Source organism: Undibacterium sp. TJN19, from assembly GCF_049339485.1.
In the GTDB taxonomy this organism is placed as follows: domain Bacteria; phylum Pseudomonadota; class Gammaproteobacteria; order Burkholderiales; family Burkholderiaceae_D; genus Undibacterium.
Map to the genome: position 1 here is coordinate 175,495 of NZ_JBMPPL010000002.1, position 15,660 is coordinate 191,154.

At 52.2% G+C, this 15,660-nt stretch carries 16 protein-coding genes; 8 read left to right on the forward strand and 8 right to left on the reverse strand.

The window, feature by feature from the left end; all coding sequences use genetic code 11:
• Positions 1-68 precede the first annotated feature (68 nt).
• Positions 69-2,855: a DNA polymerase I gene (gene polA / locus ACO0LH_RS09045; protein WP_422940747.1), complete on the reverse strand. Its 2,787-nt coding sequence runs from the start codon at positions 2,853-2,855 to the stop codon at positions 69-71.
• Here polA and ACO0LH_RS09050 point away from each other — a divergent pair, their 5' ends adjacent.
• Positions 2,856-3,593 (forward strand): TIGR00730 family Rossman fold protein, encoded by a 738-nt coding sequence (locus tag ACO0LH_RS09050; RefSeq protein WP_422940748.1) that lies wholly within the window; start codon positions 2,856-2,858, stop codon positions 3,591-3,593.
• A 90-nt stretch (positions 3,594-3,683) separates the two neighbouring features.
• A complete protein-coding gene (aroQ, locus tag ACO0LH_RS09055; RefSeq protein ID WP_422940749.1) occupies positions 3,684-4,313 on the forward strand; it encodes a gamma subclass chorismate mutase AroQ in 630 nt (209 codons plus the stop codon).
• An 81-nt stretch (positions 4,314-4,394) separates the two neighbouring features.
• Here the strand turns inward: aroQ and ACO0LH_RS09060 are convergent, their stop codons facing one another.
• The 3 genes from ACO0LH_RS09060 to ACO0LH_RS09070 form a co-directional block, all read right to left on the reverse strand.
• Positions 4,395-4,838, reverse strand: a complete 444-nt coding sequence (locus ACO0LH_RS09060) for a thioesterase family protein (protein WP_422940750.1) — start codon at positions 4,836-4,838, stop codon at positions 4,395-4,397.
• A 337-nt stretch (positions 4,839-5,175) separates the two neighbouring features.
• The gene (locus tag ACO0LH_RS09065) at positions 5,176-5,553 is read right to left on the reverse strand and encodes a nuclear transport factor 2 family protein (RefSeq protein WP_422940751.1); all 378 of its coding nucleotides are present in this window, start codon (positions 5,551-5,553) and stop codon (positions 5,176-5,178) included.
• Between the two features lie 30 nt (positions 5,554-5,583).
• A complete protein-coding gene (locus ACO0LH_RS09070) occupies positions 5,584-6,207 on the reverse strand; it encodes a transglutaminase-like domain-containing protein (RefSeq protein WP_422940752.1) in 624 nt (207 codons plus the stop codon).
• Positions 6,208-6,356: 149 nt separating this feature from the next.
• Here ACO0LH_RS09070 and ACO0LH_RS09075 point away from each other — a divergent pair, with 149 nt between their 5' ends.
• The 4 genes from ACO0LH_RS09075 to ACO0LH_RS09090 all read left to right on the forward strand — a co-directional run bounded on the left by ACO0LH_RS09075 (position 6,357) and on the right by ACO0LH_RS09090 (position 8,270).
• Positions 6,357-7,004: a hypothetical protein gene (locus ACO0LH_RS09075; protein WP_422940753.1), complete on the forward strand. Its 648-nt coding sequence runs from the start codon at positions 6,357-6,359 to the stop codon at positions 7,002-7,004.
• A gap of 5 nt (positions 7,005-7,009) precedes the next feature.
• Positions 7,010-7,378, forward strand: coding sequence for a hypothetical protein (locus ACO0LH_RS09080; protein ID WP_422940754.1), 369 nt, complete (start codon positions 7,010-7,012; stop codon positions 7,376-7,378).
• 97 nt (positions 7,379-7,475) lie between these two features.
• Entirely contained in the window at positions 7,476-7,883 is a 408-nt protein-coding gene (locus ACO0LH_RS09085; protein WP_422940755.1) for a PRC-barrel domain-containing protein, read from the forward strand.
• A 192-nt stretch (positions 7,884-8,075) separates the two neighbouring features.
• A complete protein-coding gene (locus tag ACO0LH_RS09090; protein ID WP_422940756.1) occupies positions 8,076-8,270 on the forward strand; it encodes a hypothetical protein in 195 nt (64 codons plus the stop codon).
• 207 nt (positions 8,271-8,477) lie between these two features.
• Here the strand turns inward: ACO0LH_RS09090 and ACO0LH_RS09095 are convergent, their stop codons facing one another.
• Both ACO0LH_RS09095 and ACO0LH_RS09100 read right to left on the reverse strand, forming a co-directional pair.
• A complete protein-coding gene (locus tag ACO0LH_RS09095; protein WP_422940757.1) occupies positions 8,478-8,654 on the reverse strand; it encodes a hypothetical protein in 177 nt (58 codons plus the stop codon).
• A gap of 535 nt (positions 8,655-9,189) precedes the next feature.
• Positions 9,190-11,286 (reverse strand): AsmA family protein, encoded by a 2,097-nt coding sequence (locus ACO0LH_RS09100; RefSeq protein ID WP_422940758.1) that lies wholly within the window; start codon positions 11,284-11,286, stop codon positions 9,190-9,192.
• 269 nt (positions 11,287-11,555) lie between these two features.
• Here ACO0LH_RS09100 and ACO0LH_RS09105 point away from each other — a divergent pair, with 269 nt between their 5' ends.
• Complete coding sequence (locus ACO0LH_RS09105) at positions 11,556-12,089, forward strand: ferritin-like domain-containing protein (protein WP_422940759.1); 534 nt, start codon at positions 11,556-11,558, stop codon at positions 12,087-12,089.
• 350 nt (positions 12,090-12,439) lie between these two features.
• Complete coding sequence (locus ACO0LH_RS09110) at positions 12,440-12,742, forward strand: DUF883 family protein (RefSeq protein WP_422940760.1); 303 nt, start codon at positions 12,440-12,442, stop codon at positions 12,740-12,742.
• 66 nt (positions 12,743-12,808) lie between these two features.
• On the opposite strand, the gene ACO0LH_RS09115 is transcribed toward ACO0LH_RS09110, so the two are convergent.
• On the reverse strand, positions 12,809-14,119 hold the full coding sequence (locus tag ACO0LH_RS09115) for an MFS transporter (protein WP_422940761.1): 1,311 nt from the start codon (positions 14,117-14,119) through the stop codon (positions 12,809-12,811).
• Between the two features lie 58 nt (positions 14,120-14,177).
• On the reverse strand, positions 14,178-15,545 hold the full coding sequence (gudD, locus tag ACO0LH_RS09120; protein WP_422940762.1) for a glucarate dehydratase: 1,368 nt from the start codon (positions 15,543-15,545) through the stop codon (positions 14,178-14,180).
• Between the last annotated feature and the right edge of the window lie 115 nt (positions 15,546-15,660).

Sequence of the window (15,660 nt, forward strand, 5' to 3'; positions counted from 1 at the left end):
TATCAAAGGCCCAGTGTTGGGCTGATGATGCGTAGCTCAACCTACGAAAGATGACGACTTTAGCTGCCTCAATGCGCCTCTTCCCAATTCCCGCCCACACCTACTTCCGCCAATAGCGGCACATCCAGCTTGGCAACATTCGCCATCAGTTCAGGCAATTTCTGTTTGACCAGTTCCAGCTCGGCCTGTGGTACTTCGAGTACCAGTTCATCGTGTACCTGCATGATCATTCTGGATTGCAGCTTGTCTGTTTCCAGCCAGCCTTGTACCGCTATCATGGCGAGTTTGATGAGGTCGGCTGCGGTGCCCTGCATGGGGGCGTTGATCGCTGCGCGTTCGGCACCAGCGCGGCGGGGGCCATTGGGGGAATTGATTTCGGCCAGCCACAGGCGGCGGCCAAAGACGGTTTCTACATAGCCGTGTGCTTTGGCCTTGGTGCGGGTGTCGGCCATGTACTGGGCGACGCCGGGGTAACGCTGGAAGTATTTGTCGATATAGCTTTGCGCGGCAGAACGTTCTATGCCGAGGTTGCTGGCCAGGCCAAAAGCGCTCATGCCATAGATGAGGCCGAAGTTGATGACCTTGGCGTAGCGGCGTTGTTCATTGGTCACTTCGGTCAGTGCTGCGGCAAAAATCTCCGAGGCAGTGGCGCGGTGGATGTCTTCACCATTGGCAAAGGCGGCCAGCAGGCTGGCGTCGCCCGAGATATGGGCCATGATACGTAATTCGATTTGTGAATAATCGGCCGAGATGATGACGTTGCCCGGCCCAGCCACAAAGGCTTCGCGTATGCGGCGGCCTTCGGCAGTACGCACGGGGATGTTTTGCAGGTTGGGGTCATTCGATGCCAGGCGGCCAGTAACAGCTACGGCTTGCGCATAATTGGTGTGCACGCGCCCTGTCGTGGCGTTGACCATTTTGGGCAGCTTGTCGGTATAAGTCGATTTGAGTTTGGCCAGGCCACGGTATTCCAGCAAGACCTTGGGCAGAGGGTAATCTTCAGCGAGTTTTTGCAAGACTTCTTCGTCGGTCGATGGGGCGCCGGATGGCGTTTTCTTGACAACGGGCAGGCCCAGTTTGCCAAAGAAAATTTCGCCCAGTTGCTTGGGTGAATTCAGGTTGAAAGGCTGCTCTGCCAGTTCATAGGCTTTTTGTTCCAGTTCCAGCAGGCGTATGCCGATTTCATGCGATTGCGTTTCGAGCAGGTCTTTATTGATGTGCACGCCATTGCGCTCTATCTTTTGCAGCACGACCGAGGTTGGTAATTCTATGGTCTGGTAGACGCGCAACAGGTTCGCATCCGGTTCAATTTCTGGCCACATGGCCAGGTGCAGTTGCAGGGTGATGTCGGCGTCTTCTGCGGCGTAGGCAGTGGCGCGTTCTATATCGACCTGGTCAAAGCCGATCTGGCTGGCACCCTTGCCACAGACTTCTTCAAAACTGATGGTCTTCTTACCCAGGTGGCGCATGGCCAGGCTGTCCATGTCATGTGATTTGTGGGATTCAAACACATAGGATTCAAGTAAGGTGTCATGCGCGATGCCGCGTAATTGCACGCCTTGGTTGGCGAAGATATGGCTATCGTATTTGAGGTTCTGGCCGACCTTGACTTTGCTGTCATCTTCCAGCCAAGGCCTGAGTTTGTCCAGCACCAGTGCCTTGGGTAATTGATCGGGCGCGCCAGGGTAGTTGTGGGCGACCGGGATGTAAGCCGCATGACCCACTTCGCAACAAAGCGAAATGCCGACCAGTTGTGCTGTCATCGGTTCCAGTGACGTGGTTTCTGTATCCACCGAGGTCAGTTTGGCGGCGTTGATGCGGGCCAGCCATTCGTCCAGGGCAGCCTCTGTCAACACTGTCTCGTAATTTTGAACGACAGGGTTCGCGGGGTGATCAAGGTCTGTTGCATCGTCATTGAACAAACCCGCCTGCACTGAATTACTGCCACTGGTTGCTGCTTTGGCGGCAGGCAGAGGGGTCGCGCCAGCAGTGGCGTCGCCAGTCAGTTCACGCAGCCAGGTCTTGAAGCCCCAGCGGCCAGCGAAGCTGACCAGTTCTGCCTTGTCTTCTTCTTTTGCTACCAGGCTGTCCTGTATGGACGTGTAATGTCCTGCCAGATCGCAATCCGTCTTCACGGTGATCAGTACACGGCCCTGTGGCAGCCATTCCAGCGCACTGCGCAGGTTGTCACCAACCACACCCTTGATCTTGTCGGCATTGGCGATGACGCCATCCAGGCTGTCATATTCTGCCAGCCATTTGACGGCGGTCTTGGGGCCGCATTTAGCGACACCTGGCACGTTATCGACAGTGTCACCTATCAGTGTCAGGTAATCGATGATGCGGTTGGGTGGCACGCCAAATTTGGCCAGGACACCGGGTTCGTCGAGCTTTTCATTGCTCATCGTATTGATCAGGGTCACATTGGCATTCACCAGTTGTGCCAGATCCTTGTCACCGGTAGAGACGATGGTGTTCATGTTCAGTTTGGTGGCTTCCACTGCCAGCGTCCCGATGACGTCATCAGCTTCAACCCCTTCTACCATCAGGATAGGCCAGCCCATGGCCTTGACGGCAGCGTGGATGGGTTCTATCTGCAGGCGCAAGTCATCTGGCATGGGCGCACGCTGGGCCTTGTAGTCGGCATACAGGTCATCGCGGAAGGTCTTGCCTTTTGCGTCAAACACACAGGCAATGTAGGCTGCCGGGTAATCCGTGCGCAAACGGCGTAACATATTGATCATGCCATGTATGGCGCCTGTCGGTTCACCCTGGGCATTACGCAGGTCGGGCAGGGCGTGGAAGGCGCGGTACAGATAGCTGGAGCCATCAACTAACAAGAGAGTATTTTGCATATGAACGAAAACCGGAAAAATGTGACGAAGTTGCGCCAGATTATCGATCAGGAAAAGGCAACTTCGCTGAAAGCGCGTGAATCATGGCATATGTTCACGATTATGGCAGAATTTATCGAGTCTACCGAGCGCCTTTCAACTATCCGCCCTGCCGTGACGATTTTTGGGTCTGCCCGCATCAAGCCAGACGACCCTTATTATGAAATGTGTGTGGATTTGTCGCGCCGCCTGTCAGACGCGGGTTTTGCCGTTATTTCCGGCGGTGGCCCTGGTATTATGGAGGCTGCCAACAAGGGTGCCTTCGAAGGCACCTCGCCATCCGTGGGCCTCAACATTGAATTACCACATGAACAAAGCAGCAATCCCTGGCAAAACATCAGTTTGACCTTTCGCCATTTTTTTGCCCGCAAGGTGGCGTTTGTCAAATATGCCGATGCCTACGTGGTCTTTCCTGGCGGTTTCGGCACGCTTGATGAACTCAGCGAAGTATTGACGCTGATCCAGACCGGCAAGACCCGCCACATTCCCGTCATTCTGGTAGGCACGACGTTCTGGAGTGGCCTGCTTGACTGGATACGCATTCAACTGGCGGGCAAGGGCATGATCAACCCGGATGATCTGAATCTGGTGCAACTGATCGATGAACCCGCCAATATCGTCGATGCGATTTTTGCGTTCTACGAAGCCAGGGATATTGAACTGTCGGAAGCGGACAGGCAAAAGAGCATGTATTTGTAGGCAAATACGATGGCCCTGGATCGAGGGCGAAGCGCATTCGCATTTACAATGGCAGGTATATCATCCCTGTTCAAGCCACCACTATCATCCATGCCACATTTACATTCTGTGCCTGCAAGAAATCAAACACTGCGCCACGGCTTCATGCTGTGGCTGTTTTGTCTCAGCCTTGTGCTTGCTTTGCCACCACAAGCAGCACTAGCCCAGACCAATGCCGACCCCAGGCTATTGCACTTGCTGACGCTGATGCAGCAGCGTCTGGTGCTGGCAAAAGATGTCGCCATGTATAAGTGGAATGCCAAAGTTGCCATTGACGACCCCGTGCGTGAACAGCAAATACTGGATGCGCTGGCAAAACAGGCGCCGCAATACGGTTTGACACCAGACATGGCGCAAGGGTTTTTCAATGCGCAAATCGTGGCTGGCAAGATGATACAGGTAGCCTTGTTTGCTGACTGGCAAAAGCAGCAGCAAGCCAGTTTTGCCAAGCCACCCGACCTTAAAACCCAGATACGCCCGGCACTTGATCAATTGACGACGGCGTTGCTGACCGCCCTGGCTGACGCCCGGCCGGTGCTGCAGTCAACAGCTGGGCAGCAGGCGCTGGAGCTGGCGGCTCAGGCAGCAACATCGCAAGCTGAGGGGCAGGCTGCTATGCCAGGCTACGCCAAGGCATGGCAATATGTGCTGGATGACTTGCGAAAAACTGCGGTACCCTAAACTGCGGTACCCTAGAATGCAGGTTTACGACATGAATATTATTACTACGCCAGCTTGAGTTGCCTGATTGCGCTGATCCAGCTACGCCAAATAATTCACCCGCTCAAACTTCGCTCTAAAATCTTCAGGCATTTCCACTACGCGACCAGCCTTGTAATCAAAAAACACGAAGCCTGACTTTGCCATGGCGATCAATTTGCTGTCGGCAGGGCGGGTGATGCGGAAGGTGATGTCGCCACCATACTGATTGAAATCCATCACGCCGACTTCAAACAATAACTGGTCGCGGGCATGGGCTTCTGCCTTGTAGGTAGTGGCCAGGTCAGTGACGATGATGCCGCTGCCACCGTGAGCAGTTTCGCGTATGCCAAATTCGTATAGAAAGCGCGCCCGTGCTTCTGAAATCATCGAGATCATGGAATCATTACCCAGGTGATTTGCGCCATTGATGTCGGTTACGCGCACTGTCAGTTGGGTGGAGTAGTAAAACTGGTCTTCAGGGAAATGCAGTTGCAGGCGTGCCATGATGGGTGAAGATAAAAGCGGGGAATGCCAACATTTTACTTGGATTGTTGTGTCCAGTCACTTTGCTGTGCCTGGCAATGCATAGTGCGCGATGGGGGGAGAGGCGGCACATGCCTGTCGCCGCTGAGGTGCGATGTATTACACCTTATTGCCCAGCTTGCCAACTGGGCAATAAATCTTACCCCAGACTTTCGTATAGTGATAAAAAAATAAACAGCATGATAGCCTGACAATGTTGCCTGTCTATGCCTCCCTTGATGGTGCAGACAGGTAACTCCCCCTTGTATTGAGCAGGAGTTTACCTGGCACGGGATAAGTCCTGTGCCAGGTTTTTTTGTCAGAGAGATGCATCCAGCGTCCTGGCGCCGGCAATCACCGACGCACTGTGTATCAGGCCGTCTTTGACTTCATAAATGGCGATCATTTCCAGTTGCCCTGTGCCTTCGGGAAAAGTGCGTGTAATGTCTTCATAGTCAATGACCAGGTGACCGATCACTTCCCGGCGCACCAGCTTTGCATGAAGGTTATTTTCCAAAAAACGCTGTGCCATGCGCACACGGATTTCATCATGTCCGCTGGCGACCAGTTTGCCGGGAAATTCAAATTGCCGTGCGTCAGGCGCATAGGTTGTCAATATGGCGTCAACGTCACGGGCGTTATAGGCGTCCAGTTGACGTTGCACGACAATTTCTGGAGAGGGGTAGAGCTGGCTCATGGTTCTGCCTGAAAAGAGGAGTAAAAGGATTTATGGCGTGACTGCGGCATTGTGCAGATCAGCATCTGGCAAATTGTCCATCACCAGTTCGACGGTAGCACATTGCTGCAGGACCTCGACAATGACTGGATGTGGCTCACTCCAGATCTGGCGGCCATCCTGCTCATGTGGCGGGCGCACGGCAAATGCCAGTTGTTCTCGTGGCGGGCAGAACGCGGCATCCACGCCGGGTTTGTTGCCGCGCGCATCAATACGGTACCAGCCATGCGCAGGCAGGTACACGGCATTCAGGCCATGCAGGCAAAACGGCGGCACGTCGGTGATCGTCAGGCGCTGGTAACACAAGCCAGCAGGTATCTGGTTGGCACGCAGCAATGCCGCCAGCAAATGGCTTTTGGCATAGCAATACCCCGTACCATGCGCCAGCACATCAGATGCCTTGCAAGTGACCGGGTTTTGCCGGTAATCCCAGCTATGCCTGATCTCATCACGGACAAATTCAAAACAGCGGCGGGTGATTTCTTCTGCATCATCTGTGCCTGCGGCAAGTGCCCTGGCCTGTTGCAATACGGCAGGGTGTTGCCAGTCAATATAGGTGCTGCTAGCGAGAAATTCTTCCATGCTATTCATTGCCTGCATCATGTCTGTTGCCATATTTAAAGTGTCAAAGTGGTTTAAGTTCGCTAGCGTACGGATGTCCGTTCTCTACAAGTATATCTTTAAGCCAGTTGCTGGGCAGAGCCCAATGATGAAAAAATACTTCGGGGCTAAAAGCTTGTCATCTATAGAAAAAGGAAAATATCATGACACATATTATCGCTGGACGATTTCAAGAACAGCAACAGGTGCAGCAAGCTTTTTCGCAGCTAACGGCGATGGGCTTTGCGCGTGAGGAGATGACTTCGTTTTACCTGAACCCGCCAGGCCAGCATGACAGCTATCCTATCGGTGGTGACCGCGACGATTCGCCGGGTGCCAAAGATGCCGCGAATGGCGTGACAACAGGCGCTGCTACAGGTGGCGTTGTCGGTGCTGTTATCGGCTCGATAGGCATACCATTGACCGGGCCTATCAGTACGGCGCTTGGTGGCCTGGTTGGTGCGCACATTGGTTCGCTGGTGGGTAGCCTGTCGCAAATGAAAGAAAAGGGCGATGGTAATGAAGATGCAGAAAACGCTCATGCCGTGCGCAAGTCTGGCATGATCGTGGCCGTCAGCGTCAAGTTGCCTGCCAATGAAGAGGCCGTCGCCGCCTTGCTGAAAGGCGTTGGTGCTGATCATATCGAAATCGGCGAAGGTAATATTGTCGCGGGCCATTGGGATGATTTTGATCCCCTTAAACCACCCACCTTTGTGAAGACAGGCAATGAACAGCCTGGTGATATTTCACTTGCACAAAACACTGTCAGCGCTGTGCCTTCCGCACCTGCTGTCGTGATACCCAAGGTGTGATTGTCATGAATAAACCAATCCCGTCCACCCACCCGGCAGGCAACAAGGCCAGCCAGGCAGAAGTCAGCACTGATCAGCAGCCGCACGCCGATGATATCAAGATGCCGCATGAACGCGACGAAAGTCCTGAGCATGCAGCGCCACCGCGCAAGGAAATCAAACAGGCGCATGATGATCTCGAAAGCGGGCAAGTCGATACCGATATGCGCGGCCAGCGCGGTGCTGAAGCCGCAGTCAGTGGCAATTCAGGTAGCCACGGGGCGGACAAAGCAGCTGCGAAATCAGTGACGAAGACGACTGTAGCTGCCACTGACAGGCAAGCAGGCAAGACAGCAGAAAGTGTTGCACCAGTGAAGAATAAAACCGGCCATTGAAATGGACAGACTTTATCCATCTATGTTCGGTATCGAACTGATATTTTCAGATCTGCTGCGCATAATGACTCCTCAACTCACCCTGAAGGAAATGAACATGATTAATCAAGAACTCGATAGTTATGGCTTGACCGGCCTGAATGGCGGCAACGATCATAAAGGCCCCGGCCCCGAACTGATGGGCGCGAAAACACTGACTGGCGACAATGTTGTCAACCATGCTGATGAACATCTGGGCGACATCAAGGAAATCATGCTGGATATGCGTACTGGCAAGGTAGCGTATGCAGTCGTCGCTCACGGCGGCATATTGACCATCGGTGAAAAACTGTTTGCCGTACCCTGGTCTGCGTTGACGCTGGATACGGTCAACAAGCAATTCATTCTTAATATCGACAAGGAACGCTTTGAAAATGCGCCTGGCTTTGATAGCGATCACTGGCCAAACATGGCAGACCAGACCTGGGCTGACAGTGTGCATAGTTACTACCATCCACCGCTGTAATCCGCATCACGGGAAGTTCAGTGCGGTGGCATACGCTGTCGCATGATAGGAAGTAGCCGACCGCAAGAGGCTGTTGCGAAAATCAAGCTGGTATCATGACTACACTGACCAGCTTGATTTGGCAGCAGCTTCCAGCAAGTCGGCGTGTGACGGTCTGAAAAGGCCTGAAAAATAAAAGATAGGGAGATGATCATGGACTACACGGAAATGAATTTCGCTTTAAAGATTTATGAAAAAGCAGTATTGATCCGTAACCGGCATTTGTTCAGGACGCCAGAAGTGCAACGTGATGCCGAAGCAAAAAAATACACGCTGGAAATGGCCATCAATGAAATCGTTGCAGAAATCAAGAAAGTTGCTACCGTCATCAAAGCTAACGGCAATTAATGTTGCTGCTGAAAAAGACAAATCAAAAGTAAAAGCAGACGCCAAGCGATCATTGTGCCTTCGTAATGTACAAAGGCAAGTCAACTATAGTCACTGATTTTCAGCTGAAATTTGCCAGTGTTCCCGACAACTGTGCTAGATCAATCGGCTGACGAAGTGATGTTCAAAAACAGCTGTTTTGGAAAGCAAGCTGTCATATACTTGCCCTCATCCTGTTAATGCCATCAGCAATAAATATTCAGTCCTGGTATTGGCGCGTAATTGTTTTGCCAGTCCATAGCCATCCAAATCTGGCAAGCCCATATTGAGTACGATGACCTGGATATCTTCCTTTGCGACTCTGTCAAAGGCATCTTCGCATAGACTGCGACCATTACGTGACAACCCAGGGTTTCCAGTATCGCCATAAGCAAGATGGCCATATCTTCATTGTCGTTGATGATCAACAGCCGGCTTGCTTTGCCTTTACTGAGTGCCTTTGCATCCGGTACTTTGGTTGACTGTATGGTATCAGGGCTAGCCAACGGTAGCGAGATGGTAAAAGGCTAATTTGCCAGACCCTGGCTATGCGCAGATAAAATCATCCATGCAAGTTGCAGATGCCCCTGATCAGTGTCTCAGGCGCAAGCCACACTATCTAAGATCTGGCGTATTTTCAGCCGGGTGTCACGCAGGCAGCAGAAGATCTGATTGAGTTTCTGGTCAATAAGCCCGGGGACTCTGGCGCAAAAGTCACGCAATCAGGCAAGTAATAAATATACAATTATAGATATTGGCCGCTTCAAGTCTCCTGATTTGCAAAACAGCGAGCCCAGGGACTCGCTGTTTTGCTCTTACCGCATTCTGTATCTGCAATCAGCCTTTAGCAGGCCGGTCATACATTAAACCAGACCCAATATGGCAGTTTCTCCAGCCACCTTTATTTCACCTTGCGTTTAAAGGTCTTGCCTGGTGGTGGGGCGACAGGCGCTACCTTGGCATCAGCCAATAAATTTGTACAATCACTCTCTTTATCTGGCCCGGTATTGATCAGCGGCAGCAAAGCTGCAAATGGTGCCACCACGGCCAGGGCCACTGCGCCACCTGCACGCATGGCCATGACAGTTTTATCGATGCTGACTTTAGGGTGCATGAAGCTACCTTTTATATACAGGGGAGAACGCAGAGAGAACACCCGCAAACCCTTGCTGTTTGGCTTGATAGTCAAATTCAGTTGTTCCTGCGCCATATTCATGCTCCCACTGATATCGAGTATGGCTGCATCGGTATCGACCACGAAGCTGCGTATATTTGCCACGCCATTGCTGACTTCAAAATCACTGACCATACAATTCAGTTTGACTTGTTTGTCACCTGACAGGTGCGCCAATATCACATTACCTATATTCAGGCCCATTTCTTCAAGCAGCAATTTGCTGATGCTGCCGTGATTGATCACAGTCTTGATTTCACCATTTGATGCGCCCAGCAGGCTGGCAACAGAATTGCCGGTGGCAGACAAGGAAGCATCACCGTTAATTTCACCGACAGTGACTTCCAGTTTTTCCATTGAAGGGAACAATTGCTTTAACTTGATGTGGCGCGCCCCAAGCTGCATGACCGCCTTGATCGCATTGGCACCACTGCGGCCACTTCCATCTAGCTTGATGTCAGCGCTGATATGACCGCCAGCCAGTTCAAAATCCAGTGGTTTTAAAGTCATCACTCCATCTTGCATGGAAAGTCGGGTATGCAAATTTTTTATGGGTAATTGTTTTTCACGGATGAATTTCTCTGCGCTGAAATCAACATCGGCATCAATGCTGCGCCAGCGTTCGGTACGGAACGGTTCGACTGGCAAGAGCCTGTCACCTGGTTGCACCGCTTCAGCACCACGCTTGAGTTTGTTGGCGTTCGAGTCGGCACCAATCAATGGGCCAAGATCAACAAATTGCAAGGTGTGCGAGACGATCTTGCCCGACAATAAAGGCCGTGGTTGCCTCGACAGAAAATCCAGGTCGCCACCAATATCACTAGAGCCGACCTTGCCACTGAATTTTTCATATTTCCAGTGACTGCTGTGCTTGCCCATACTGCCAATTAAATGACCTTCAGTAGAAAACGGCGGTGTTTCCGGAAACGCGATACCGCTTAAGGCATATAAACGCGCCATGCTGATGCCAGACAATTTCAGACGCATATCCAACGCTGCCAGATCGCTGGGTTTGGTCAACGTACCCTCAACCGAGACCACCGTCTTGCCCATCTGCAAGTTTGCCATGATGGGGTAAGGCGCGGTCTGCTGTTGCAAGGATAAAATTGCCCCCGCCTTGCCCCCACCGGTAATGGTTTCATTATTGAGCTTGCCCTGCAACGTCCAGCTTACGCCATAGCCGGGGTCAGCATCGACGGTATTGATATCCATGGTGACATCGGCGTGACGCAGTGCATCTTGAAAATGCAGGCTACCCTTGCTGAAGACAATACGTTGTAATTGAAGCTGCCAGGGCGATTTATTTGCATCATGCTCAAAGGTCCAGTTATTCCTGCCGTCTGCTAGACGCAGCAAGTGAACGCTGGAATTGTGAAAGCGCAAAACCGGAATAGCAATTTTCTTTTCAATTAATGCCAGTGGGTTAAGTGAAAAACTGATTTCTTCTATCGACGCCATATCGCCGGTGACAGTAGTTGCAGGTTTGCCTGCTGCTTGTTTTGCGTCCGGGCTTGAAGTGACTTGTTCCGGCAAGGGTGAAAGTGTCGACGGTTGACCGACATGCACATCTTTGGCTAGCAAGTGCGGCCACGGGATGAAGGATTGCCAGCCCCCCGTCTCTGGTCCCGCATATTGTTTTTCCCAGGTCAGGCTCAGGTTACCCTGAATGGCAAAGGGCCGCCCCAGTGCCGCACTGGTGCGTGTATTGAGCCAGGGTTTGGCCCGGTTCCAGTCCATGTTCAGCAAGATTATCAATGCCACTGACAGTGTGACCAGAATGCTTGCCAGTAAAACCAGCGTTATCTTCAGTGCCTTGTTTTTCATTTATTTGGTTATTGGTGAGCGCTGACTTGAGCGCTTTATTACAGTATGACGCAACTCTTTTTCTGCCTGTCAGCATACCTGAATTTGTGCATCACCAATGTACGTTGGCGTACGAAGCTATTTTCAGATCGCCGGAAAATTGCCACTTATGTACGTTAGCGAACCGATTCAACTTGGTTTTGAGCTTATAAAGTAGGTACTGCCATATTTGGCGATAGCTGCTGGAGTTGATACTCCTTTACCGATGACCACTCATTCGAAAGCACATCATGCACGACGATAATAAAGTAAAACATGGCCTTGATACTGCCGCCATACGCGAAGCTGCAAGAAACATGGACCAAGGCCCCGTAACCGCGGGCTATCAGGCTAACCGCCAGCAAATCATCGATATGCTCAACGGAGCATTAGCCACGGAACTGGTCTGCATCTTGCGTTACAAACGACATTATTACACTGCATCAGGCTTGCAAAATGGCCCGATCAAGGCCGAATTTTTGCAGCACGCCATCGAAGAACAGGCGCATGCCGATCTGCTGGCAGAGCGCATCGTTCAGCTGAACGGCAAACCTGATTTCAATCCTGCCCATCTGACTGAAAATAGTCATGCTGAATACGATGATTCTGAGGATATCCAGGCCATGATCAAGGCTAACCTGATTGCTGAACGGGTTGCCATCGAATCCTATCGTCAGATGATCGCGCAGATCGGTGATACTGATCCGACCACGAAACATATGTTGATCGGGATCATGGCGATGGAAGAGGAACATGCGGATGACATGCGGGATTTACTGGAGTAGAAATGGATTGGCTGTTGACTCAGTCGACCTTTGTGAAGCCAATCCGGGTTTTGGCGCGGCGACCGAGGTATTTTCTTTGTTTTGACAAAGAAAATATTCAAGGAAAGGCAGCCGCAGACTTGTTCCCTTGGGGGGAAGCGTTTATGCAGTGTAAAAAATGGTGCAGTCCCAAGCGGGGCAAGTCAAAAATCGCAGCAACAGCAACATCAAATTCAGTGCAGCAATCGTAGCAGTCCTAACAATCGTAACAATTGCAGCACCAAAAAGTGACACCAGAAAGCAGTAACAGCGCGGCGCTTTTCTTATCTGCGTCGCTGAATCCGTAATCAACCAAAATAAAGGAAATCATCATGCTCGAATCAAATTTGCAAGCGGTCAATAACGATGTCAAAGTATTGCTTAAAGATGCGCAGGCTCTGCTGGCCTCCGCAGCGTCGCTGACTGGCGACAAGGCTGAAGAAGCGCGTAACCGTGGCATGCGTTTGCTGGAAGCAGCACTGTCCAAGGCGCAAGATGCACAAACCAGTGCCATCGCCGCAGGCAAGCAAATGGCCACGTCAGCCGATGACTATGTCAAAGAAAACCCATGGCGTGCCATTTCTGTTGCTGCCACAGCCGGCGTGCTGGTGGGCATGCTGTGCAGTCGCAAATAATCAGGTAGCCCGCCATGCCGGTTACCGGCTATTGATGCACCAGTACCAGCCTGATCTTCGCTTGTATCACAGCGTTTTTGGTTTGCGTGTCAGAAAAACCAGAATCCCTGCTACCAAAGAAGCAGCTGCCAATCCATACAGGCCACCCTGTATGGAACCGGTTTTCTGTTCCAGAAAACCGAAGGTCGCAGGTGCTACGAAGCCGCCGAGGTTGCCCAGTGAATTGATCAGGGCAATCACGGCGGCAGCGACACGACTGTCGAGATAGGCTTGTGGTATCGGCCAGAACAGCGATGATGCCGCCTTGAAGCCTATTCCAGCGAAACAGATGGCGACAAACGCGAATACGGGGCCACCTACAGTTGACGCCAGCATGCCGCAGGCTGCAATCGCGAGGGCTATGGCGACCCACATTTGTTGGTGCTTGAAACGCACTGCCAGCAAGGCAAAAAGATACATGGCGGCAATGGATATCAGCCAGGGTATGGAATTGAACAAGCCAACCTGGAAATCACTGAAATGCCCCATTTTTTTGATAATGCTGGGCAGCCAGAATGTGGCGCCATAAATTGTCAGTTGAATGGCAAAATAGATGAAACAGAACAGGGCAATGCGGCTGTCACGCAGCAGGGTGAAAGAGCTGACATGACCAGGCTTGCTGGCATCACGCTCTTTTTGTTCTTTGGTGATGACGGCTGTCAAGGCATTACGCTCTGCGTCGCTCAGCCATTTTGCGTCACGTGGATGCGAATCCAGAAAAAACCAGACGACAAAGCACAAGGCAATCGATGCCAGACCTTCGATAATGAACATCCACTGCCAGCCATGAAAGCCACCACCTTCTATCTGCAACAAGGCACCTGACAAAGGGCCGGATAAGACCGACGCCAGTGCCGACCCGCTCAGAAAAATCGCCATCGCCTTGCCGCGTTCGCGGTTTGGCAACCATTGCGTGAAATAATATACTGCACCCGGGAAAAATCCCGCCTCAGCCACGCCCAGCAAAAAACGCATGATATAGAACGAGGTTTCACCCTGCACAAAGGCCATGCCGGTGGCGACAATGCCCCAACTGGCCATGATACGTGTCAGCCAGGCCTTGGCACCAAAGCGTTGTTGCAGGATATTGGAAGGCACTTCAAACAGGGCGTAGGCGAGAAAAAATATACCTGCGCCAAAGCCAAAAGCAGCTGCGCCTATGCCCAGATCTTTTTCAAGATGGCTGCGCACGACCCCGATATTGACGCGATCTATGTAATTGGCGATGAACATCACCACAAACAGGGGAAGGATGCGCCATTTAATTTTGCTGACGGCACTGTCTAGTTCGCCTGATGCAGGCGCCGCCTGATCAGCCGTGGGAAATACGGTATGCATGTTGCTGTCTCCTGATTTCTTTCGATCGTCTTGGTTGCCTGTGGTCGCTTTTGTTTTTTTATCTGACCAGGCAAGGCATCTTGTTATTGAATTTCCAGTTGGGTATCAGGTATTGCATGGCGACGGCATCGTCGCGTGCGCCCAGTCCCATGCGCAGGTAAAGCTGGTGTGCGGCCTCAACTGCTTCCATGTCCAGGTCTACCCCCAGGCCTGGTCTGGTTGGTACCTGCACCATCCCGCCTTCTATCTGTAATGGGTGCTTCGTCAGAGCCTGACCGTCCTGCCAGATCCAGTGCGTGTCAATCGCGGTGATCTTGCCTGGTGCCGCAGCGGCCACATGGGTAAACATGGCAAGTGAAATGTCGAAATGGTTATTGGAATGCGAACCCCAGGTCAGGCCCCATTCATGGCACATCTGCGCCACCCGCACTGAGCCCTGCATGGTCCAGAAATGCGGGTCAGCCAACGGTATATCTACCGATTGCAAGCTTATTGCATGACGCATTTCGCGCCAGTCTGTAGCGATCATGTTGGTCGCAGTGAGCAAACCTGTGCTACGGCGAAATTCTGCCATCACCTCACGACCTGAATAGCCGTTTTCAGCGCCGCAGGGGTCTTCGGCATAGGCCAGTAACTCATGTTTATCACGGCATAGACGGATTGCGTCTTTCAGCAACCAGCCACCATTGGGGTCAAGTGTGATGCGGGCGTCGGGAAAGCGTTCAGCCAGCGCCGTGATGGCTTCCATCTCGACTTCACCACGAAATACGCCACCCTTCAGTTTGAAATCATTGAAACCATAGCGCTGATAGGCAGCTTCTGCCAGGCGCACCACGGCTTCTGGCGTCATTGCTGCTTCATGGCGCAAGCGCAACCAGTCGCCGGGGTCGTCGGCAGAGCCAGATGGCGCTGCTAGATAGGGCAGGTCTGTGGCTTTGCGGTCACCGATATAAAACAGGTAGCCCAGCATTTCCACCGCGTTGCGTTGTTGCCCTTCGCCCAGCAGGGCCGCGACTGGCACACCCAGGAACTGACCTGCCAGATCCAGCAATGCTGCTTCCAGTGCGGTGACAGCGTGCACGGCAATGCGCAAGTCAAAAGTCTGCAAGCCGCGCCCGCCAGCGTCGCGATCAGCAAAGGCAGCGCGCGCCTGGTTCAATATGGCGTTGTACTGGCTTATGGGTTTGCCAATCAGCAGTTCACGCGCATCTTCCAGAGTTTGCCGTATTTTTTCACCACCTGGCACTTCGCCGACGCCGGTATGACCGGCGCTGTCGGTCAGGATAATGATGTTGCGGGTGAAGTAGGGGCCATGCGCGCCGCTTAGGTTCAGCAACATGCTGTCATGGCCAGCGACGGGTACGACCCGCATGGACACAATGCGCGGGGTGTCGCCCCCGGCGGGGATTGCTTGTTCAGTTGACATCTTGACGTCCGGTTAGTGGAAATGAAAGAGGTGAAGTAAAAATGATTGCGCTGTCATTTTTAATGTTAGCGCTATCATTTGAAAATATCAAACTTTATTTTGTTAAGAAATGGAC